We start from the raw sequence: 19,108 nt of genomic DNA, 5'->3' as shown, positions 1-19,108 counted from the left end.
GCGCTGAGTGCCGTGAGCCCGTTGGGATCGTTCATCCAGTGTCGTGAGGGCGTCAGGTGGAACGCCGGCCGCACCATCTCGCTGCCCGACATGCGCGCCTCAGAGCGATGCCCGCGGCACGAGCGGGCACGTGACGAGAAGGCGGTCGGGGGCGCCGGCGGGCTCGAGCCCGAGCAGCGTCCGCACCCCCGCGGCGCCGAGTTCGTAGTGCGGCAGCGCGACGGTCGACAGCGGCGGGCGCAGGTGGGCGGCGATCACGTCCTGGTTGTCGAAGCCCATCACCGCGACGTCATCGGGAATGCGCAGGCCCCGCTCGCGCAGACCGTCGTAGAGACCCATCGCCACACGGTCGTTGTGGCAGAACACGCCCGTCGCCCCGGAGTCGATGACCGCCCCGGCGGCCGCGTATCCGCCCTCCTGGGCGGGTTCGGCCGAGAAGACGAGGGCGTCGTCGTAGGCGATGCCGGCCGCGTCGAGCGCGGCGCGGTAGCCCGCGAGCCTCCCGGTCTGCGCCGGTGACGGCGACGTGGTGTTGATGAACGCGATGCGGCGGTGCCCTGCCGCGAGCAGTCCTTCGGTCGCCGCGCGGCCGCCCTGCTCCTCGTCGGGCACGACGGCGGGGAACGCGTCGTCTTCGGCGAAGCAGTTCACCAGCACGGTGTCGGTGTTCTGCAGCAGCGGCGGGACGTCGATGCGCCGGTGATACCAGGTCGAGTACAGGATGCCGCGCACCTGATGCTCGAGCATCATGGCGATCGCGTCGTTCTCGACGGCGGTGTTGCTCTCGGTGTTGGCCACCAGCAGCACGAACCCGTGCCGCCACGCCTCATCCTGCGCCCCGTGGATGATCTGCCCGGCGAAAGGGGTGGTGGCGATCGCGTCCGCGACCAGGCCGATGAAGCGGGAGGTCCCCTCGGACAGCGTCTTCGCCAGCGCGTTCGGGCGGTATCCGAGGGCCGCCACGGCTTCGTGCACACGACGCCGGGCATCGTCGCCGATGCGGGCGCCCGGCTTGTCGTTGACCACGTGCGACACGGTGGCCACCGACACCCCCGCCGCTTTGGCGACGTCGCGCATCGTCACCGCCGAGGTGGCTCTGCCGTGCTCCATTGCACTCATCCCTTGGTGGCTCCGCTCTCGAGTCCGTTGATCATCGCCTTGTTCAGCACGAGAAAGACCAGCAGCAACGGCGTCACCGTCACGCAGACGGCGGCGAACGTCGCCGTCCAGTCGGTGTTGCCCATCGCTCCGATGTAGTTTTGCAGGCCCAGCGGGATCGTCTTCAGCCCGTCCGAGAGGACGAACGTGTTCGCGAAGATGAAGTCGTTCCAGATGAAGATGCTGTTGACCAGCACGACGGTGATGATCGTGTTGACCGACAACGGGAACGTGATCTGCAGGAAGATGCGGTACGGACCCGCGCCGTCCAGGGATGCCGCTTCGTACATCTCGCGCGGAATGTACTCGTAGAACGACGAGAACAGGTAGACCGCCATCGGCAGCGAGAACGCGGCCAGCGGCAGGATCATCGACATATGGGTGTCGAGCAGCCCCACTTGCGAGTAGTCGATGAACAGCGGCACGAGGGCGATCTGCACCGGCACGATGATCCCGAGCAGGAACAGCGAGCGCACGAGTCCGCTGAAGCGGAACCCGAGCACCTGCAGGGCGTACGCGGCCATCATGCCCGCCACCACGATGAGGGCGCTCGCGCCCAGCGTCACGATGAGGCTGTTGGCGATGTTCAGCCACAGGTTGCCGGTGGCGAAGGCGCGCGTGTAGTTGTCGAGCGTGAACTCGGAGGGGAGGGCGAACGGGTCGCCGCCGGCGAAATCGGATGCCGTGCGGAAACTCGTCAGGAACAGCCACGCCAGCGGATAGACCTGGACGATGACGATCAGGATGACGGTGACCGTCAGCAGGGTGCGCTGCGCCCGCTGACGGGGCGAGCGAACCGCACGGGACCGGGTCTCGCGGGGCGGCCCCGCCGGAGGCGGTGTCGGCGCGGACGCGGCCGGACGGGTGATGAGCGAGGCGGTCATGCGTCGTCCCTCCGACGGAGCAGCAGGATGATGAGGCCGACGGCGACGAGGCACTCGATCACGATGAAGACCGAGATCGCGCTGGCGTAGCCGTAGTCGGTGTGGACGAACGCGGTCTTGTACATGTACGTCGTCAGGAGCTCGGAGGACTGTCCGGGCCCGCCGTTGGTGAGGAGGTAGGGGATGTCGAACCCGCGCAGGGCGAAGGTGGTGGCCATCACCGTCGTGGTGATCCACACCGGACGGATGTAGGGGAAGCGGATGCGCCAGAACGTCTGCCACCATGTGGCGCCGTCCAGGCGGGCGGCTTCTTCCAGCTCGCGCGGCACGGCGATGAGGGCCGCGTAGATGATGAGCATGTAGAGCCCGGTGAAGCGCCAGCCCTCGGGGATGGACACGGCCGCGAGGACCGTCTGCACGTTGGACAGCCAGGCCGTCTGCAGACTGTCGAGGCCCACCCATGCGAGCAGCTGGTTGAACAGCCCGACGGGCTCGAGCGAGTAGATGCGGATGAAGAGGAACGCGATCGCCACGGTCGAGATGACCGCCGGCAGCAGGTACAGCGTCTTGACGAGCTCGCGCGCTCGGGGCAGCGCGGTGAGCAGGCCCGCGACGGCCAGCGCTCCGCCGAGCTGCAGCACGAGGCAGATGGCCAGGTAGCCGAGGGCGTTGCCGAAGGCGGTCCAGAACACGTCGTCGCGGGTGAACATCTTGACGTAGTTGTCCAGGCCGACGAAGGCCATGTCGGTGATGCCGTCCCACGAGAACACGCTGAGCACCAGCGACTGCACGATGGGCAGCAGCACGGCCGCGCCGTAGAGCACCAGCGGCGGCAGCAGGAAGATCGCGACCGACAGTCCCGAGCGCCGGGGCAGCATCGACGTCCGCATCGACGTGCGTGCGGGGGTGGGGCGCCGGGGCGCGCGCGGACGGACCGCGCGCACCCCGGTCTGGGTGATCTCAGTCACCGACGTTCTCCGCAAGGGTCGCGTCCATCGTCTCGATGAACTCATCGGGCGTGCTGTCGCCCTGCACGAGCAGGGTCAGCTCCTGCTGCAGGCGCGTGTTCGTCGCCGGGTCCAGCTGCGTGTCCCACGGCATCGCGATCGCCGAGCCGACGGTCTCGGCCTGCTCCACGGCCCGGGCGTACAGCGGTGTGGCGCCGTCGGGGATCGTGGTCTCGACACCGGTCGTCGGCGACAGGGCGCCCGAGGCGGCGTAGACCTCGGGGTACCGCTCCAGGGCGTAGGCGAGGAAGTCGCGCACCAGCGGGTCGTACGTCGCGGCGTTGACGGCCATGCCGATCCCCGAGGGGGTGACGTACTCGTTGTCGGCGGTCACGGCCCCGTCGATGGTCGGCAGGGTGAAGTAATCGACCGCGTCGCGCACGGCGGGATCCAGCGCCTCGGTGGCGAGGTTGCCCAGCTCCCAGGTGCCGATGTTGTACACGGCGGCGCGTCCCGAGGTGAACTGCGCCTGCGCATCTGCGTAGCCGGTCGACGAGAAGCCCTCCTGGAAGCATCCGGCCTGCCCGAGACCGTAGAGCCACTCGACGGCGGCGCGTCCGGTCTCGTCGGAGAACGACGCCTCGCCGTTCTTGAGGTCCTGCACGTATTGAGGACCGGCCATGCGGAACGGGTAGTAGGCCATGTAGCGCTCGAGCGGCCAGCCGTCCTGGCCGTCGAGGGCGATCGGGGTGATCCCCTGCGCGCGGAGCGCCTCGCACATCGGTGCGAAGTCGTCGAGGGTCGCCGGGATCTCGACGCCGGCCTCGGCGAGCAGGTCGGCGTTGTACCAGAACACCTCGAGCTGGAACTCGAACGGGATCGTGTACAGCGAGCCGTCGTCGAAGCGCTGGTAGTTCAGCGCCGCCTCGCGGAACTCGCCGTCGAGCCCGAGGTCCTCGAGCAGCAGGTCGATGTCGACCATGCGACCCTGCCCCGCGAGCTTCTGCGCGAAGGGGGTGGCGTCGGTGTCGAACAGCTCGGGCAGCTTGTTCGCCGCGGCGAGGGTCTCGTACTTCTGGATGTAGGACGGCCGGTCCGGAGTGGTGATCAGGTTCAGCCCGAAGCCCGGGTTCTCTTCGGCGTACTCCTCGGCGATCTGCTCCATCGCGGTGATGACGCCGCCGTCGGCGGGCCGCGACAGCAGCCACGAGATCTCGCGAGCCGTGATCTCGCCGTCGGGGTTCACATCGGTGGGGTCGCCGCCGCCGCTCGCGCCGGCGCAGCCGGTGAGGGTGAGGGCGACGGCGGCTGTGGCGGCGAACAGGGCCGCCGAGCGCTGTGTGGTGGTCATCATCGGAATCTCCATTGATCTTTCGCGGGTGAGGGAGGGAACGGGCGGGGTGTCACCCGAGGGCTGCGACGAGTTCATCGGCGCGGACCGCGGGGGCGGGGGATCCGTCACGGGTGGTGACGATGAATTCATGGACGACCAGGGCGCCTTCGCCGACGAACGCGCCGACCCTGCCGGTCGGCCGGTCGTAGAGCCGGGTGCTGAGCACCGTCGAGTCGTCGACGGTCGCGACGCAGATGTCGCCGTCGACGATGACCTCCAGCCGATGCGCGCCGGGCGCGAGGTCCACGGGCCTCTCGAGCTCGATGGCGTACGGCACGTCGCCGGAGATCTGCCACTGCTCGCCGCCGGTGGTCCGTCGCGGCCACCGATCGAAGACCAGCCGGTTGCGGCGCGGCTCGAGTCGGAGGGCGTAGCCCTCGTCGCCGTCGGCGCTCGCCCGCAGCAGCACACCGCACTCGGTGGTGCCGGGCGCGATGTCGAACCGTGCCACGAGGCGGAACGCCGGCGGCGACTCGACCGACGCGAGCGCGTCGGCGTACCCGTCGGGTGCATGCAGAGCGGTCCCGGCCGGGATTCCGGCCGCGGGCTGGTCGAAGGTGGCGGCCAGCTCGCGGGGCGGGTGGAAGCGCAGCGTGCCGTCGGCGTTCTGCTCGGCCTCGAGCACCGAGAGCGTCCCCGCCCACTGCCACGCGCCGTCGTCGCGTGCGCCCTCGCGGGACGCGATCCAGCCGAAGAAGAACCTGCGGCCGTCGCGTTCGGCCGATTTCGCCGCGTAGTACGCGCGCCCGTCGAGCGAGTCGTTCACGGGAACCGTCCAGGGGCCCTCGAGGGAACGTGCCATGCGGTACCGGGTGGTGAACGACTCGCTGAACTCGGAGTAGACCAGGTACCACCAGCCGTTCCACTCGAAGACCTCGGGGCACTCGTGCGCGATGTAGCGGCGCGGGTCCCAGAACGGCTCGGCCGGCTCCCACGTCCGCAGATCGCGCGAGACGCACTGGGCGATGACGCCCCGGCGACGGGCGGGCCCGGTCGCGTGGCGTGCCGTGATGAGCATGCGCCACACCCCCGCCTTCTCATCGCGGAAGACGAACGGGTCGCGCCAGTCGGCGCTCTCGTAGCCGGCGGTCGCGCCGAAGGTGTCGGCGGGGTGGCGCTGCCAGGTCTGCATGCCGTCACGGCTAGTGGCGTGCAGGACGAGCTGCAGCGGCAGGCCGTCGGGTCCGCGACGCTCGGGGTTCTGGCCGGTGTAGAAGACGTGGTGCGTGCCGTGCTCGTCGACCACGATGCTGCCGGTGTACACGTTGAAGTCGTCGGCGTGCGGTCCGCCGGACGCCAGCGCCGACCCGGCTTCGCGGAAGTCGACGAGGTCGTCGGTCACGACCCGGTGCCACGGCATCCCGATCTTCGGGACGCGGCGGGACTCGTGGAGGTAGAAGAGGTGGAAGACGCCGTCTTCCTGCCAGGGTATGACGTCGCCGACCCATGCGTCGGTCGGTCGGAAGAACCCTCGCTGGTCCATGAATACCTCTTCGCTGCGTCGTTGCGACCGATCCGAAATGGATGGTTAATCGGTTACGCAGACGCTAGCAGGCGGCTCAGACGATGGTCAAGCGGTTAATCATGATTGATGCAAGCCCGCACGCGGGCCGGGCGTCGACGGGACCGGTGAGGGTGTCGAGGACTCAGTCGTCCTTCTTCTTGCCCTTGTCCTTGCCGTTGCCGTTCTCGTCGCCGTTGTTCCCGCTGTTGTTGCCGGGACCGCTGTTCTCGTTGCCCTCGTCGTCGCCCTCGTCGTCGTCATCCGCGGGAGGCGCAGGTGCGGGCTCCTCGGGCGTCGGCGTGGGCGTGGGGGTGGAGGTCGCGGTGGGCGTCGGTGTCGAGGTGGATGCCGGGGTCGGCGTGGCTGCGAGCGACCCGAGCCAGACCGCGAGCAGCACCGCGCCGAGCAGGATCGCGCCCGCGATCACGGCGCCGACGATCAGTGCTCGGCGACCGCGCGAGCCGCCGTCGCGTGCGGGGGACGAGCCCGCGGCTGCACCGCCTTCAGCGGTGGCGGCACCTCCCGCTGCGGCGCCGGCGCCCGCCAACGCGCCGCCCGCCAACGCGCCGCCGGCTGCCCACGCACCGCCTCCCGCGGCTGCGCCGGCACCCGCCCGCGAGCCTGGGGTCGCACCCGTCAGGACAGCCGTAGGCGCGTCGGAGCCGACCGCCGTCGGAGCCGCATGCGGGGCGGGAGCGACGCCGCCGTCGGCGACCGCGGCCGCACCCAGGCCGCCTGCGGCGAGTCCACCCGCCGCGACCGCGGCCGGCACGGCCGGCAGAGGCGGCATCCCGGATTCCGCGAATCCCGGCGGCATCGCCCGGGTGACGGTGTCGTCGCGCCCGGCGCCGGCCGCGGCATCCGAGGATCTCAGCTGTTCGGAGGCGAGGGCGACATCCAGTGCGGTCGGCCGGTCGGCGGGGATCATGGCGGTCATGCGAGACAGCAGGTCCTGCCAGCCGGGGGCCAGCGTGTCGGGGACGACCGGAGCCGCCGCCAGGCGCGCGGTGACGGCGGCGATCCCCTCGACGTCGCCGAACGGGCGCGTCGCGGTGAGCGCCTCGAGCAGCATCAGCCCGAACGCGTAGATGTCGGCGGGCGGTGCGGGGGCGGCGCCGCGCGCCTGCTCGGGCGCGAGATACGCCATGGTGCCGACGATGAGGCCAGGGGTGGTCACCCGGTCGGAGTCGAGGAGGTGGGCGATGCCGAAGTCGGCGAGCTTCGCCCGCCACTGCCGGTCCGGCCGGGGCGAGGCGGTGAGCAGCACGTTCCCCGGCTTGACGTCGCGGTGGACGACGCCCGCCTCGTGGGCGTAGTGCAGCGCCTCGGCCACGTCGGCGGCGATGCCGGCGAGCTCCTCGGGGTCGACGGGTCCGCGCGCGATCAGGTCGCGCAGGGTGATCCCGTCGACGTACTCCATCACGAGGTAGCCGACGGCGTCGTCGTCGATGCGGGCATCGAACAGGGTGACGAGCGCGTGGTGGTTCAGCGAGGCGAGCAGGGTCGTCTCGGAGCGCGCCCGCTCGATCACCTGCATGTCGCCGGCGGCCCCTCGCAGCACCTTGATGGCCACGGTGCGGCCCAGCGCCGTGTCGTCGGCGCGGTACACCCGTGCCATGCCGCCCTCGCCGATGCGCTCGACAAGGCGGTACCGGCCGTCGAGGATCTCGCCGGTGGGGGGATACTCGCTCGCGTTCGGGTCGCTCATCTTCCTCCGTCCGCGTCGCGGGTGCGACGGACGACCCTTCACCCTACGCGGATCGGGCGAAAGTCCGCTCCCGCTTGACGGCGGCGCCGTGGACCCTCTGCGACGTCGTCGCGGTCGGTCTGGACCGGCCCCGACCGGCGGGCCGGGGCGGGGCGGGGCCGGCAGGCGGGCCGGGCCGGATCACGTGTCCTCGCCGAGACCACCCGTATCGCGCGCCTGGAGCATGTGTTCTCGCCCAGGTCACGTGTTCTGGGCGCGCTTGGGCACGCCGCGGGCGAGTGTTATCGCCCAGGTCACGTGTTCTGGGCGCGAGTGCGCACGCCGCGGGCGGGTTTGCCCGGCCAGAACACGTGACCTGGGCACGCCCGAGTGTGCGCGGGGGCGGGGCGATGCTCACAGCGCCCGCGTACCCTCGCGAGGGGTGCCCTGCGAGTACCCGTCTCGTCAGGCACTCCCTGGACCGGGCGAGAGGGCGGATGCTTGTTGACGGCCGATCTCGCGGCACGACCCCGGACCCCCGCGACCCCGAGAAGCCGAACCCGGCAACCGAAGCCCCACGAAGGAGCCCCCTCGATGAAAGCCACCATCCTCTACGGTCCCCGCGACGTCCGCGTCGAAGAGCGCGACCGCCCCGGCATCCAGCACCCGACCGACGCCGTCATCAAGCTCGCTGCCGCGTGCGTGTGCGGATCCGACCTGTGGCCATATCGCGGCACCGACGAGGTCACCGAGCCCGTGGCGATGGGCCACGAGTACTGCGGCACGGTCGAAGAGGTCGGCGCCGAGGTCACGACGGTGAAGCCCGGCGACTTCGTCGTCGGCTCGTTCTTCGCGTCGGACAACACCTGCGCGATCTGTCAGGCCGGGTATCACACCGGCTGCGTGCACCGGAAGGGCGTCGGCGGCTCGCAGGCCGAGTACATGCGCGTGCCGCTGGCCGATGGAACGCTCGTCGCCACGCCCGGTCAGCCCGACGCCGACATGATCCCGTCGCTGCTGGCCGCTTCGGACGTGCTCGGCACCGGCTGGTTCGCCGCCGTCGCCGCCGAGGCCGGACCGGGCAAGACCGTCGCAGTCGTCGGTGACGGCGCGGTGGGTCTGCTCGGCATCCTCGCCGCCAAGCAGCTGGGCGCCGAGCGCATCATCGCCATGTCGCGCCACGCCGACCGGCAGGCTCTCGCGCGGGAATTCGGCGCCACCGACATCGTCGAGGAACGCGGCGACGAGGGCGTGGCCCGCATCAAGGAGCTCACCGACGGGCTCGGCGCCGACAGCGTGATCGAGGCGGTCGGCACGCAGGAGTCGATGACGCAGGCGATCCGCGCGACCCGCCCCGGTGGGCACGTCGGGTACGTCGGCGTCGCGCACGACGTGTCGCTCGACGGCTTCGAGCTGTTCTTCTCGCTCGTGACCCTGCACGGCGGTCCCGCACCCGTCCGCCGGTTCCTTCCCGAGCTGATCCAGCTCATCTGGGACCGCAAGATCGACCCGGGCAAGGTGTTCGACCTGCAGGTGCCGCTCGCCGAGGCGGCCGAGGCCTACCGCGCGATGGACGAGCGCCGCGCGATCAAGGCGCTCCTGACGATGTGAGCCCGCGCCGGTGACGGGGCGTCGAGTACCCTCGACGGATGCCTCTCGCCCTCGTCACCGGCGCCGCCCGCGCGAACAGCATCGCCGCCGGCATCGTGCCGCGTCTGCGCCGCGACGGCTGGACGGTCGTCACGAATGATCTGACGGATGCCGACTATGCCGGCGACCTGTCGACGCGCACCGGGCCCGATGACCTCATGGCCGCCGTCGTCCGCGATCACGGGGTCGTCGACGCGCTGATCCTCAGCCATGCCCACGACATCGAGTCCGGCATCCTCGACACCACCGCGGAGGAGTTCGACCGGCACGTCGCCGTCAACGCCCGCGCCTCACTCCTGCTGATCGCGGCCTTCGCGCGGCAGGTCGGCCCGGACGGCGGCGCCGTCGTGGCGCTCACGAGCGATCACACGACCGGAAATCTGCCGTACGGCGCGTCGAAGGGGGCGCTGGATCGGATCGTCATCTCGGCCGCGCGCGAGCTCGGACCCCGCGGCATCTCGGCGAACGTGCTCAACCCGGGGCCCATCGACACCGGGTGGATGGACGACGCCACGCGCGCGCAGCTGACCGCTCACCATCCGCTCGGTCGCATGGGCACGCCCGCCGACATCGCGGCGTTCGTGTCGTTCCTCATCTCGCCCGAAGGCCGCTGGATCTCGGGCCAGCTGCTCCACAGCGACGGCGGCTTCTCGGCGCGGTACTGACGGCGTCGGCACCAGGCGGTGAGCACGCCGACGAGACGACCGGGCGCCGGCTGTCTCACGCGAGGTCGATGAGGTCGACGACGCGCCGGGCATCGGCACTCACGCGAGGTCGGCGAGCACCGCCCGTGCGACGCGGTCGCCTGACACCAGCGCGCCCTGGATGGACGCGGTGTCGCGGTGGTCGCCTGCCACGTACAGGCCGTCCGTCAGTCGCGCCGGGCTCGTCGTCCGCAGCGGCGGAGGCTGCGACGGCAGCGCATCGAACACGTCGTCGCGGCGGAGGAGCGGCCATGACGCGGCGGCCGGACCCCACAGTTCCGACAGCTGGCGCCGCACGTCTGACTCCTGCGCGGCCGTCGCGGGCTTCTCGCGAGCCGCGGCGGGCAGCAGGCAGGTGGCCTGCACCAGGTGACGCCCGGGCGGTGCGTACGAAGGCGCCGTCCGCGACATCACGACCGTGTTCACGATCGGACCGGCCCTGCGTCCGTCGACGGTGAGCAACGGGGATGCCGGAGCCCCGGCATCCGCCTCGAACCACCATGTCTGCAGCCCGCGCGTGGCAGGCGCCGGAAGGTCGACGAGCGCGCTCACGGCATCCGGCCCCGCGGCGACCACGACCGCATCGGCTGACACGACATCGCCGCCGTCGATGTCGACCTCGACCCGGCCGCCCGGGGCGCGGATGCCGCGGACCCCCGCGCCGAGGCGGAACTCGACCCCCAGTTCTCGGGCCTCCTGCTCGAGCTGAGCGGGGAGCGCGGCGATCCCCTGTTCGGGCACCCCCGGGCCGCCGAGCGCGAACATGCGCACGAGCAGCTTGGCGAAGGTGTCCGACGACGCGCCGACACCTTCGGCCAGGACGCCCGCGAGGAACGGCTCGAGCACCTCGGTCCGCAGCGGCCCGCGCAGGCCGACGCGGTCCCACCCCTTCTGCAGAGTGCGGTCGGGTCCGGCGATCACCCGACGGGGCTGCAGCAGGGCCGGTGTCGCCCAGCGCGCCAGCGCGATGAGATCGCGCGGGTCGACGAGCCCGCTCGCGAGGGTGAGCGGGAGGCGGCCCGGATGCCGGAGCGGATGCGCGAGCGCGACGACGCGGTCCTCGCGGCGCACGCGGACCCCGACCGGGAACCGCCGCAGGTGCAGTCCGTCGACGTCCACCCAGCGCCGGACGGCCGGATACGCCGGGTTGAGCACCTGGAACCCGCGGTCGAGGAGGAAACCGTCGATCCGGTCCGTCCGCTGTCTGCCGCCCACGACCTCTTCGCGCTCGAGGACGACCACGCGGCATCCGTTCGCGGCGAGCCGGATCGCGCACCGCAGACCCGCGAGCCCGGCGCCGATCACGACCGTCTCCCGGCCGGTCGCCGGGCGGACGCGATCGGCGCCGTCGTCGCTCATATCGAGATCTCCGGGTGGTTCGGCGATGGTCGCGCGCGAGCCGGGTGGGTCAGATCTCGGTGCGGAGGTCGGTCGGGCCGTCGTCCTCGAGGCTCGACGCGGCGGCCGGGTCGTCCTCGGGTGCGAGGTCGCCCTGCCCGTCCTCGCCGAGCTCCGCTTCGATGGGGTCTTCGCCCTGCGTGTCGGGCTGGTCGATGTCGCCCGCGTGGGTGTCGACGGCGGGGACCTCGCTGCCGTCGATGCCGTCGGTCTCGGCGGCCATGGGCTCGACGCCGGGCGTTTCGGGTTCGATGGTGGAATCGCGGTTCATGGCATGTCCTCCGGTCTGGTCGGTCACTCCAGCCTCGCCCACGCCGGCGTCGCCGTGCAGGCGCTTGACGGTCCGCTCGTCAGCGGGTACGGCCTACGATGGGCGGACGGATCGAGCGGGAGGATGCCGGTGGCCCACGAGGTGCGGATCGTCTACTGCACGCAGTGCAACTGGCTGTTGCGCGCCGCGTGGGTGGCGCAGGAGCTGCTGTCCACGTTCCAGGACGAGCTCACCGGCGGCGGCGTCACGCTGGAGCCGGGCACCGGCGGGATCTTCGAGGTGCACGCCGACGGCGACCGGGTCTGGTCGCGCAAGGACGACGGCGGCTTCCCCGACATCGTGGCGCTCAAGCGCCTGGTGCGCGACCGTATCGCCCCCGGCCGCGTCCTCGGGCACGCCGACCGCGCCGCCCGCTGACCACCGCGGCGCTGGTGCGGTTCGCACCGCCGAAACCGGGGATCCGGCCCGAAACCGCGGGCAGCGGCATCCGTCTCACCGCGTTCCCCCGGTCTCACCGCGTTCCCCCGGTCTCACCGCGCACGCCCGGTCTCACCGAGGCGGCGCCGAAACCAGGGGTCTCGCCCGAGACCGAGGGCGATGCCCCCGGGTCTCGCCGCGCATCCCCGGTCTCGCGAGGGCGTCAGGAGACCCGGACGACGATCTTGCCGCGGGTGTGGCCTTCCTCCAGCGAACGGTACGCATCGGCGGCGTCGTCGAGGGTGAACGTCGCGCTGCGCTCGACCCGCAGCTCGCCCGCGACAGCGAGCTCTGCCAGATGCGCCAGCTGCTCCGGGTTCGGTCGCACCCACACGTAGTCGCCCCCGAAGTCGGTGCGGGCACGCGGGTCCGCGATCGAGACGACGTGGCCGCCGTCACGCCGCAGCGCGCCGGTCGAGTCGAGCGAATCGCCGCCGGCGAAGTCGAGGATCACGTCGTATCCGTCCGGCACGAGTGCGCGCGCGGCATCCACCAGGCCGTCGCCGTAGGCGACCGGTTCGGCGCCGAGTTCGCGCAGGTAGTCGTGGTTCGCCGGCGATGCGGTGCCGATCACGCGCGCGCCCGCCCGGACCGCGAGCTGGACGGCGAACGACGCGACGCCACCGGCCGCGCCGTGGATCAGCACCGTGTCGCCCTCGCCGAGGCCGGAGCGCTCGACGCTCTGGAGCGCCGTCAGGCCCGTGAGCGGGATCGCCGCCGCATCTTCGAACGACAGCGCCTCGGGCTTGCGGGTCGCGGTGCGCACGGGCACCGCGACGTACTCGGCGAGCGTGCCGCCGCGCACGACGTCGGTGCGGGCGTACGCGAGGATGGCGTCGCCTTCCTGGAACTCCGGAGTGTCCAGGCCGGGCTTCTCGACGATGCCCGCGACGTCCCATCCCGGAACGGCGGGAAGCGCGGTGTCGATGAGCCCCTCGAGGTAGCCCTCGCGGATCTTGTAGTCGACCGGGTTGATGCCGGCCGCCACGACCTTGACGAGCATGGTGTCGGGCCCGATGTGGGGGGTGTCGATGTCGGTGAGTTCGAAGCGGTCGGCGCCGCCGAACTCGCGGTAGACGAGTGCCTTCATGCGTCGGGCCAACCGGTCGCGTCGGCAACATATTCCTCGCCGGACGCGATGGAGGACCAAGATGGTGCCATGGATGCCGCGCCCTCACTGCTGACCGAGATGCCCGATCCGCAGTTCGTCATGTCGCCCGAGGGTCACCGCATCGCCACCTACACGTGGGGCGATCCCGACGCCGAACCGGTGCTCTGCGTGCACGGCTTCTCGTCGAGCTGCCGCGACAACTGGGTGAGCACCGGGTGGGTGCGCGACCTGACGCGCGCCGGCTTCCGCGTCGTGGGTGTCGACCAGCGGGGGCACGGCGCGAGCGACAAGCCGCACGACCCGCGCGACTACTCGATGGACGCCCTCGTCGGCGACCTTCACATCGTCCTCGACACGTACCTGATCGACGCGGTCCGCTACGCCGGATACTCGCTCGGCGCGCGCGTCGGCTGGCAGTTCGCCGTCGATGCGCCGGCACGCGTGACGAGGGCTGTGCTCGGCGGCATCCCGGACGGACGCCCGCTCGCGCGGCTGCAGCTCGAGCAGGCGCGCGCCTACGCCGACGACGGCACGCCGGTCGAGGATCAGGTCACCCGCAACTACATCACCCTGGCCGAGCGGGTGGCCGGCAACGACCTGCGGGCGCTCGTCGCGCTCGGCGAGGGGATGCGGCAGGGCGACGCCGACCCCGATCCCGAGAATCCGCCGCTGCAGCCGATCCTCTTCGCCACCGGCAGCGAGGACGCCATCCTCGAGCGATCGCGCGGCCTGGCGGCCGCGACCCCGAACGGCACGTTCGTCGAGATCCCCGAGCGTCACCACTTCAACACGCCAGGGTCACGCGTCTTCCGCGCCGAGGCCGTGGAGTTCTTCCGGGCTCGCTGAACCTTCAGCCCGGGCGCCCCCCGCCCTGGGGCGCCCAGATCACGTGTTCTCGCCGAGGGCACCCGTCCGATGCGCGCAGGACGTGTCATCTCGGCCACAACACGTGTTCGGCACCCCTGGCCCGGCGCTAGCCCTCAGGACCCCGCCGCCTCGGCGCCGCACGTCCGGTCCGCGACGCCCTCGAAGGTCGGCACCGCTCGCTCGGCGGCCTCGGACGCTGAGGTCACCGCGCCGTTCTCGGCGATGTCGGCGATCAACCACTCCATCTCGGCGATCTCGCGGCGCTGAGCGGCGCTGATCTCCTGAGCGAGTTCGCACACCCGCACATCGGCGAGCTGAGAGCGCTCCGACCTGGTGATGGCAAGGGAATGGTGGGGGATCATGCCCCGCATGAAGGCGGTCGAATCCACGGTCGCCTGGCTGCGGTCCAGGGCCACCCCGCCCCCGATCATCAGGATGCTGATGACCACGATCGCGATGTTGACCTTCGTGCTCTTGTACATCCCCAGCATCCAGGCGAGCATGATCAGCCCCATCGTGCCGCCCATGGTGAGAGCCATGAACACGCGACTCTGGCTGAACTGCACGTGACCCCACTCCCACGATCCGAGGAACATCGCGGCGTACATCACCACCATGCTCGTCAGGATGGCGGCTGCGAAGCGCAGGTACATCCCGCGCTGTCGCTGCTTCTCGTCCGGCTCCGCGCCGTGATGGTTCGGCTGAGACATGTCGGTTCCTCCGTCCTCGTCGCCGAACACGCACGGTACCCCGCCCGACGCGGATGCCGCATCGGGGTTGACAGCCCGCCGACGAACGTCCAGCCGGGCGAGCACCCCTCTGACCTGCCTTTCACGGCCACGACTTAGACTGGAGGCCTCCCGTCTTCTTCCGCAGGAAACGCTCGTGACCGCAACGCCTTCTTCTCGCACGTTCGACGTGCGACACGTGCAGTTCGGCCGAGCCCTCTTCGCGGCGATCGCGGCGGTCATGATCACCTTCTCGCCCGATCACTCCGCGCCGGTGGGGCTGGCGGTCTTCGGCGGCTTCGCCGTCGCGACGGGCCTCATCTGGATGCTGTCGCTGTGGCTGGTCTTCCCTGCCGGACGACGGGCGCCGGCACTCCTGCTCGGACTCCTCACGCTGGTCGCGGGCATGGTGAGCGGCATCCCCACCCTCCGCACCGGCACCGGCTTCTTCGTCGTCGTCATCGCGTGGGCCCTGCTCTCGGGCCTCGTCGAGGCGCTCGCCGGTTGGCGGGAGCTGCGCGGTCGTACCCGCCCGGCCGACGCCGCGCCTCGTCGTGGCGCGGTCGCTCCGTGGGTGAGCGCTGCCGGTGAGGCGCCGCAGGCACCGCGGGCCGAGTCGCGCGACGGTGTGACGGTCGGCATCCTCTCGCTCGTCCTGGGCATCGCGCTGCTGTTCGTCCCCGCCGGCTACGCCCTCGACTACACGATCGCCGAGGCCGGCCAGTCGTTCACCCTCACCGGGATCACCATCGCCGTCGGCGTCTTCGGCGGGTACGCCGCCATCGTCGCGGTCTACCTCGCGATCGCCGGCTTCACCCCGCGCGCCGACTCGGGTGACCCGGCCGCCGCGTCCCCGACCGTCGCCGTGCACCCGGATGCCGCGACGGCTACCGCGAGCGAGGGCGTCCGCGCCTCCGCCGACCCGAAGGACACCCCGTGACCGACGACCGCCCCACCCGCCGCGACCTCATGAAGCCCGTGCAGCTGCTCGGGTTCGCATTCGTCGCCGCCGCGTTCGCGGGCGTCGTCACGCTCGTGTCGATGGGCTTCTTCCAGCAGCGGACGGCCGACGAGGCGCAGAGCGCGCTCGTCCTGGCCCTCGTCGTGGCCGGAATCTCGTTCATCGCCGTGCTGCTGATCATGGCGCTGCTGCTACTCGCGGTCGATCCCGCGCAGGTCGCGAAGACCGTCGACAAGCCCGTGCTTCTTCCTGACGACGACGATGAGCCGGATGCCGGAACCCCCGGCATCCGCAAGAGCTGACGCCGGGGGTTCCAAGACTCGGACTCAGGCGGCGCCGAAGCCGACGCGGTCCACGCGACGGTGGTAGCGCATGCCGGCCATGCCGCCGAGGACCGCAGCGGCGAGCGTCACGATCGCCGCGCCGATGGCGGTGAGGATGCCGGTGGTCGTGGCCGTCTCGGCGCTCACCGGGATGCGGGGGAAGCCGCCGAGGTTGGCGAGGATGTCCCACTGGCTGCCGCCGAGCGCGGTGATGATGGCGATCACGATCGCGATGACGACAGCCCACAGCCACACGGCGACACCCTGCTTCGCTCCGCTGAAGCGCGCCATGCGGCCGGCGACGTAGCCTCCGGCGAAGTACGCGATGAACAGCACGAGCGCGATCGCGATGGCGCCGATGATCGTGGCGGCGGTGGGGTTGGCCTCGGCCGCGGCGGCCGCGTCGTCGACGGCCTCGGGGTTTCCGAGTCCGAGCGCGCCGCCGATCGCGGCGACCAGGGCGGTGAGGAGGATGGCGGCGCCCATAGCGGTGAGCCACCCGAAGAAGGCGGATCCGAACTTCATCCCGCCGAACTTCTCGCGTTCGCGCTGCAGGACGTCGTGCTGCACGGCGGCGGCGGTCGCGGCATCCCGGTCGGTGTCGTAGGCGCGGGTCACGGGCTCGTCGTGGACGCGGCCATCATGGACGCGGCCATCGCGGACATTCTCGTCGTGAACGCGCCCATCGCGGACGGGCTCGTTGCGGACGGGCTCGTTGCGCACGGGTTCGTTGCGGATCGGTCGGTCGGACTCGGGCGAGCGGTTGTCGGTCATATTCGGACGCTAGGCGACCGCGGCCGTGCCGCTCACCCCCGTTGCCAGCACGGCGAAGGGGGCGTACCCTGTAGCCCCGTTCCCGGGGCGCACGGCACTCTTCAGCGTGCCGATCCGCCGCCCGGAGCACGTCTCAGCTCCCGCTCCCGAAGCACGTCTCAGCGGAGCGTGTCGACCAGCGACCCCGCCACACCGACGTACCCGGCGGGGGTCAGTGCGAGCAGGCGCTGCTTCGCGTCGTCGCCGATGTCGAGACCCTGCACGAACTCGGCCAGCTCGGGCCCTCCGACCCGGCGACCGCGGGTGAGGTCCTTCAGCAGCGCGTACGGGTCGGTGATGGCCGACCGGCCGGCGGTGATCTCGGCGCGCACCACGGTCTGGATGGCCTCGGCCAGAACTTCCCAGTTGGCGTCGAGATCGGCGTCGAGCACGTGCTGGGCGAGGGAGATCTCCCCGAGGCCGCGCTTGAGGTTGTCCAGGGCCAGCAGCGAGTGCCCGAGCGCCACTCCGATGTTTCGCTGCGTCGTCGAGTCGGTCAGGTCGCGCTGCAGTCGCGAGGTCACGAGCGTCTGCGACAGGGTCGCGAGCAGCCCGCCGGCGATCTCGAGGTTGGCCTCGGCGTTCTCGAACCGGATCGGGTTGATCTTGTGCGGCATCGTCGACGATCCGGTTGCCCCGGCGACCGGGATCTGCGAGAAGAACCCGAGAGAGATGTACGTCCAGATGTCGGTGGCGAGGTTGTGGAGGATGCCGCCCGCGTGCCGGATGCGGTCGTAGAGCTCGACCTGCCAGTCGTGCGACTCGATCTGCGTGGTCAGCGGATTGAACCCCAGACCCAGCGACTCGATGAACTCGCGTGAGACGAGCGGCCAGTCCACTGTCGGGTCGGCTGCGAGGTGCGCCGACCAGGTGCCGGTCGCCCCCGAGAACTTGGCCAGGTGATCGGATGCCGCAACCTGCGCCGCGACGCGCTGCAGCCGCCAGGCGAAGACGGCGAGCTCTTTGCCCATCGTCGTCGGGGTGGCCGGCTGCCCGTGCGTGCGCGACAGCATGGGTGCGTCGCGGTGCTTCTCGGCGAGGTTCTTGAGCGTCGCGATGACCTCGCGGAGCTTGGGCAGCCACACGTCGTGCACCGCGCGCTTGACGGTCAGGGCGTAGGCGGTGGAGTTGATGTCCTCGCTCGTGCACGCGAAGTGCGTGAGCTCGGCGATGCCGTCCAGCCCCATCTGCGTCAGACGGTCGCGCACGAGGTACTCGACGGCCTTCACATCGTGGCGGGTGACCGCCTCCTTGGCGGCGAGCCAATCGATCTCGACCTGACCGAAGTCGAGGTACAGCACGCGAAGCCGGTCCTTCTGAGACTCCGACAGCGGGGCCGTGTCGAAGAGGTACCGATCGGTGAGGGCGATCAGCCACTCGACCTCGACCTCGACGCGGGCGCGGTTGAGACCCGCCTCCGAGAGGTGGTCGGCCAGCGGCGAGACCGCCGCGCGGTAGCGGCCGTCGAGCGGGCTGAGGGGCTGCGGGGGGAGAGAGGTCACGGTGCTCCCGTCATGAGGCGCGGTGCGCGCGAGGATGCCGCCGGCATCACATCGCCGGTCGGATCGCGGGTTCGAGCTGCCGGAAGAGCGCCCGGCTCGCGCTCTCGATCATAGCGAGCACCTCGTCGAACATCCCCGGCCCCGCGTAGTACGGGTCGGGGACGTCGAGGGTGACCGCGCCCGGATCGAACGAGAGCAGGAGCGCGATCTTGTCGGCATCCGATTCGTCGTGGGCCCAGCCGCGGAGGATCCGTTCGTGACTGCGGTCGAGGGCCACCACGAGGTCGTTGCGCGCGAAGTCCTGCTGAGTGAACTGGCGGGCGCGGTGGTGCGCACCGTCGTAGCCGCGCCGCACCAGGGCATCGAGGGTTCGCTCGTCGGCGCGCTCGCCCACATGCCAGTCGCCCGTTCCGGCGCTGGTGGACGCCACCCGCGCACCCAGTCCCGCGGCATCCGCGAACTCGCGGAAGACGACATCCGCCATGGGGGAGCGGCAGATGTTGCCGGTGCAGACGAACACGACGCGGAAAGGTGCGACGGTGCTCAGGGTCATGAGGACCATTGTGTGCACACCCGGGCCGGGATTACAGGGGTTTCCGTCGTCGAATGATCGCCGGGACACTCCGGGGCGGGAAAAAGTTCACGAGACTCTCATGTTGGCGCTCTTCTGGCGTGTCGCGGCCCTCGCCTAGCGTGGCCGATGGGGGTCGGTCGGCCCCCGTTCCCACGA

19 protein-coding genes are annotated in these 19,108 nt (G+C 71.1%); 6 read left to right on the top strand and 13 right to left on the bottom strand.

All coding sequences use genetic code 11. The features are described from left to right. Positions 1–99: 99 nt before the first annotated feature. The 6 genes from NFR93_RS14515 to NFR93_RS14490 all read right to left on the bottom strand — a co-directional run bounded on the left by NFR93_RS14515 (position 100) and on the right by NFR93_RS14490 (position 7,594). Entirely contained in the window at positions 100–1,119 is a 1,020-nt protein-coding gene (locus tag NFR93_RS14515) for a LacI family DNA-binding transcriptional regulator (RefSeq protein WP_502846308.1), read from the bottom strand. Continuing rightward, positions 1,116–2,042 (bottom strand): carbohydrate ABC transporter permease, encoded by a 927-nt coding sequence (locus NFR93_RS14510; protein WP_251454808.1) that lies wholly within the window; start codon positions 2,040–2,042, stop codon positions 1,116–1,118. The genes NFR93_RS14515 and NFR93_RS14510 overlap by 4 nt, the downstream gene beginning before the upstream one ends. Then, the gene (locus NFR93_RS14505) at positions 2,039–2,920 is read right to left on the bottom strand and encodes a carbohydrate ABC transporter permease (protein WP_251455389.1); all 882 of its coding nucleotides are present in this window, start codon (positions 2,918–2,920) and stop codon (positions 2,039–2,041) included. Before NFR93_RS14505 ends, NFR93_RS14510 begins: the two co-directional genes overlap by 4 nt. An 82-nt stretch (positions 2,921–3,002) precedes the next feature. Next, positions 3,003–4,340 (bottom strand): ABC transporter substrate-binding protein, encoded by a 1,338-nt coding sequence (locus NFR93_RS14500; RefSeq protein ID WP_502846312.1) that lies wholly within the window; start codon positions 4,338–4,340, stop codon positions 3,003–3,005. A gap of 52 nt (positions 4,341–4,392) precedes the next feature. Further along, the gene (locus NFR93_RS14495; protein WP_251454790.1) at positions 4,393–5,865 is read right to left on the bottom strand and encodes a glycoside hydrolase family 32 protein; all 1,473 of its coding nucleotides are present in this window, start codon (positions 5,863–5,865) and stop codon (positions 4,393–4,395) included. A gap of 163 nt (positions 5,866–6,028) precedes the next feature. Next, positions 6,029–7,594: a serine/threonine-protein kinase gene (locus NFR93_RS14490; protein WP_251454787.1), complete on the bottom strand. Its 1,566-nt coding sequence runs from the start codon at positions 7,592–7,594 to the stop codon at positions 6,029–6,031. Between the two features lie 573 nt (positions 7,595–8,167). On the opposite strand from NFR93_RS14490, the gene NFR93_RS14485 reads away from it, so the two are divergent. Both NFR93_RS14485 and NFR93_RS14480 read left to right on the top strand, forming a co-directional pair. Next, on the top strand, positions 8,168–9,184 hold the full coding sequence (locus tag NFR93_RS14485; RefSeq protein WP_251454784.1) for a zinc-dependent alcohol dehydrogenase family protein: 1,017 nt from the start codon (positions 8,168–8,170) through the stop codon (positions 9,182–9,184). A gap of 38 nt (positions 9,185–9,222) precedes the next feature. Further along, positions 9,223–9,888, top strand: a complete 666-nt coding sequence (locus tag NFR93_RS14480; RefSeq protein ID WP_251454781.1) for an SDR family oxidoreductase — start codon at positions 9,223–9,225, stop codon at positions 9,886–9,888. Positions 9,889–9,987: 99 nt separating this feature from the next. On the opposite strand, the gene NFR93_RS14475 is transcribed toward NFR93_RS14480, so the two are convergent. Beyond that, the gene (locus tag NFR93_RS14475; RefSeq protein WP_251454778.1) at positions 9,988–11,286 is read right to left on the bottom strand and encodes an FAD-dependent oxidoreductase; all 1,299 of its coding nucleotides are present in this window, start codon (positions 11,284–11,286) and stop codon (positions 9,988–9,990) included. A gap of 49 nt (positions 11,287–11,335) precedes the next feature. After that, positions 11,336–11,596 carry a hypothetical protein gene (locus NFR93_RS14470; protein WP_251454768.1) on the bottom strand — a complete coding sequence of 87 codons (261 nt, stop codon included), beginning with the start codon at positions 11,594–11,596 and terminating at the stop codon, positions 11,336–11,338. Between the two features lie 3 nt (positions 11,597–11,599). Here NFR93_RS14470 and NFR93_RS14465 point away from each other — a divergent pair, with 3 nt between their 5' ends. After that, on the top strand, positions 11,600–12,013 hold the full coding sequence (locus NFR93_RS14465; RefSeq protein WP_251454765.1) for an Rdx family protein: 414 nt from the start codon (positions 11,600–11,602) through the stop codon (positions 12,011–12,013). 223 nt (positions 12,014–12,236) lie between these two features. Here NFR93_RS14465 and NFR93_RS14460 read toward each other — a convergent pair whose 3' ends face one another. After that, positions 12,237–13,163: an NADP-dependent oxidoreductase gene (locus NFR93_RS14460; protein WP_251454762.1), complete on the bottom strand. Its 927-nt coding sequence runs from the start codon at positions 13,161–13,163 to the stop codon at positions 12,237–12,239. 69 nt (positions 13,164–13,232) lie between these two features. On the opposite strand from NFR93_RS14460, the gene NFR93_RS14455 reads away from it, so the two are divergent. Then, entirely contained in the window at positions 13,233–14,030 is a 798-nt protein-coding gene (locus NFR93_RS14455; RefSeq protein WP_251454759.1) for an alpha/beta fold hydrolase, read from the top strand. A gap of 134 nt (positions 14,031–14,164) precedes the next feature. On the opposite strand, the gene NFR93_RS14450 is transcribed toward NFR93_RS14455, so the two are convergent. Then, positions 14,165–14,761, bottom strand: a complete 597-nt coding sequence (locus NFR93_RS14450; protein WP_251454756.1) for a DUF305 domain-containing protein — start codon at positions 14,759–14,761, stop codon at positions 14,165–14,167. A 175-nt stretch (positions 14,762–14,936) separates the two neighbouring features. On the opposite strand from NFR93_RS14450, the gene NFR93_RS14445 reads away from it, so the two are divergent. Both NFR93_RS14445 and NFR93_RS14440 read left to right on the top strand, forming a co-directional pair. Continuing rightward, positions 14,937–15,719 (top strand): acyl-CoA synthetase, encoded by a 783-nt coding sequence (locus tag NFR93_RS14445; RefSeq protein ID WP_251454752.1) that lies wholly within the window; start codon positions 14,937–14,939, stop codon positions 15,717–15,719. Beyond that, on the top strand, positions 15,716–16,042 hold the full coding sequence (locus NFR93_RS14440) for an amino acid transporter (RefSeq protein WP_251454749.1): 327 nt from the start codon (positions 15,716–15,718) through the stop codon (positions 16,040–16,042). The genes NFR93_RS14445 and NFR93_RS14440 overlap by 4 nt, the downstream gene beginning before the upstream one ends. 24 nt (positions 16,043–16,066) lie before the next feature. Here the strand turns inward: NFR93_RS14440 and NFR93_RS14435 are convergent, their stop codons facing one another. The 3 genes from NFR93_RS14435 to NFR93_RS14425 form a co-directional block, all read right to left on the bottom strand. Continuing rightward, complete coding sequence (locus NFR93_RS14435; protein WP_251454746.1) at positions 16,067–16,837, bottom strand: hypothetical protein; 771 nt, start codon at positions 16,835–16,837, stop codon at positions 16,067–16,069. Positions 16,838–16,995: 158 nt separating this feature from the next. Next, positions 16,996–18,378 carry an adenylosuccinate lyase gene (purB, locus tag NFR93_RS14430; RefSeq protein ID WP_251454743.1) on the bottom strand — a complete coding sequence of 461 codons (1,383 nt, stop codon included), beginning with the start codon at positions 18,376–18,378 and terminating at the stop codon, positions 16,996–16,998. A 46-nt stretch (positions 18,379–18,424) separates the two neighbouring features. After that, entirely contained in the window at positions 18,425–18,931 is a 507-nt protein-coding gene (locus tag NFR93_RS14425) for a low molecular weight protein-tyrosine-phosphatase (RefSeq protein WP_251454739.1), read from the bottom strand. Positions 18,932–19,108: the final 177 nt, after the last annotated feature.

The sequence above is a fragment of the Microbacterium sp. Marseille-Q6648 genome (genome assembly GCF_943181415.1).
Taxonomy (GTDB): domain Bacteria; phylum Actinomycetota; class Actinomycetes; order Actinomycetales; family Microbacteriaceae; genus Microbacterium.
The sequence above is the reverse complement of the archived record's forward strand: the minus strand, read 5'-3'. Positions and strand labels throughout refer to the sequence as shown.

Bases quoted from the DNA above. Each gene is read 5' to 3' on its own strand.
- NFR93_RS14515 (WP_502846308.1), bottom strand. From the start codon at position 1,119: ATGAGTGCAATGGAGCACGGCAGAGCCACCTCGGCGGTGACGATGCGC.
- NFR93_RS14510 (WP_251454808.1), bottom strand. From the start codon at position 2,042: ATGACCGCCTCGCTCATCACCCGTCCGGCCGCGTCCGCGCCGACACCG.
- NFR93_RS14505 (WP_251455389.1), bottom strand. From the start codon at position 2,920: ATGCTGCCCCGGCGCTCGGGACTGTCGGTCGCGATCTTCCTGCTGCCG.
- NFR93_RS14500 (WP_502846312.1), bottom strand. From the start codon at position 4,340: ATGACCACCACACAGCGCTCGGCGGCCCTGTTCGCCGCCACAGCCGCC.
- NFR93_RS14495 (WP_251454790.1), bottom strand. From the start codon at position 5,865: ATGGACCAGCGAGGGTTCTTCCGACCGACCGACGCATGGGTCGGCGAC.
- NFR93_RS14490 (WP_251454787.1), bottom strand. From the start codon at position 7,594: ATGAGCGACCCGAACGCGAGCGAGTATCCCCCCACCGGCGAGATCCTC.
- NFR93_RS14485 (WP_251454784.1), top strand. From the start codon at position 8,168: ATGAAAGCCACCATCCTCTACGGTCCCCGCGACGTCCGCGTCGAAGAG.
- NFR93_RS14480 (WP_251454781.1), top strand. From the start codon at position 9,223: ATGCCTCTCGCCCTCGTCACCGGCGCCGCCCGCGCGAACAGCATCGCC.
- NFR93_RS14475 (WP_251454778.1), bottom strand. From the start codon at position 11,286: ATGAGCGACGACGGCGCCGATCGCGTCCGCCCGGCGACCGGCCGGGAG.
- NFR93_RS14470 (WP_251454768.1), bottom strand. From the start codon at position 11,596: ATGAACCGCGATTCCACCATCGAACCCGAAACGCCCGGCGTCGAGCCC.
- NFR93_RS14465 (WP_251454765.1), top strand. From the start codon at position 11,600: ATGTCCTCCGGTCTGGTCGGTCACTCCAGCCTCGCCCACGCCGGCGTC.
- NFR93_RS14460 (WP_251454762.1), bottom strand. From the start codon at position 13,163: ATGAAGGCACTCGTCTACCGCGAGTTCGGCGGCGCCGACCGCTTCGAA.
- NFR93_RS14455 (WP_251454759.1), top strand. From the start codon at position 13,233: ATGGATGCCGCGCCCTCACTGCTGACCGAGATGCCCGATCCGCAGTTC.
- NFR93_RS14450 (WP_251454756.1), bottom strand. From the start codon at position 14,761: ATGTCTCAGCCGAACCATCACGGCGCGGAGCCGGACGAGAAGCAGCGA.
- NFR93_RS14435 (WP_251454746.1), bottom strand. From the start codon at position 16,837: ATGACCGACAACCGCTCGCCCGAGTCCGACCGACCGATCCGCAACGAA.
- NFR93_RS14425 (WP_251454739.1), bottom strand. From the start codon at position 18,931: ATGACCCTGAGCACCGTCGCACCTTTCCGCGTCGTGTTCGTCTGCACC.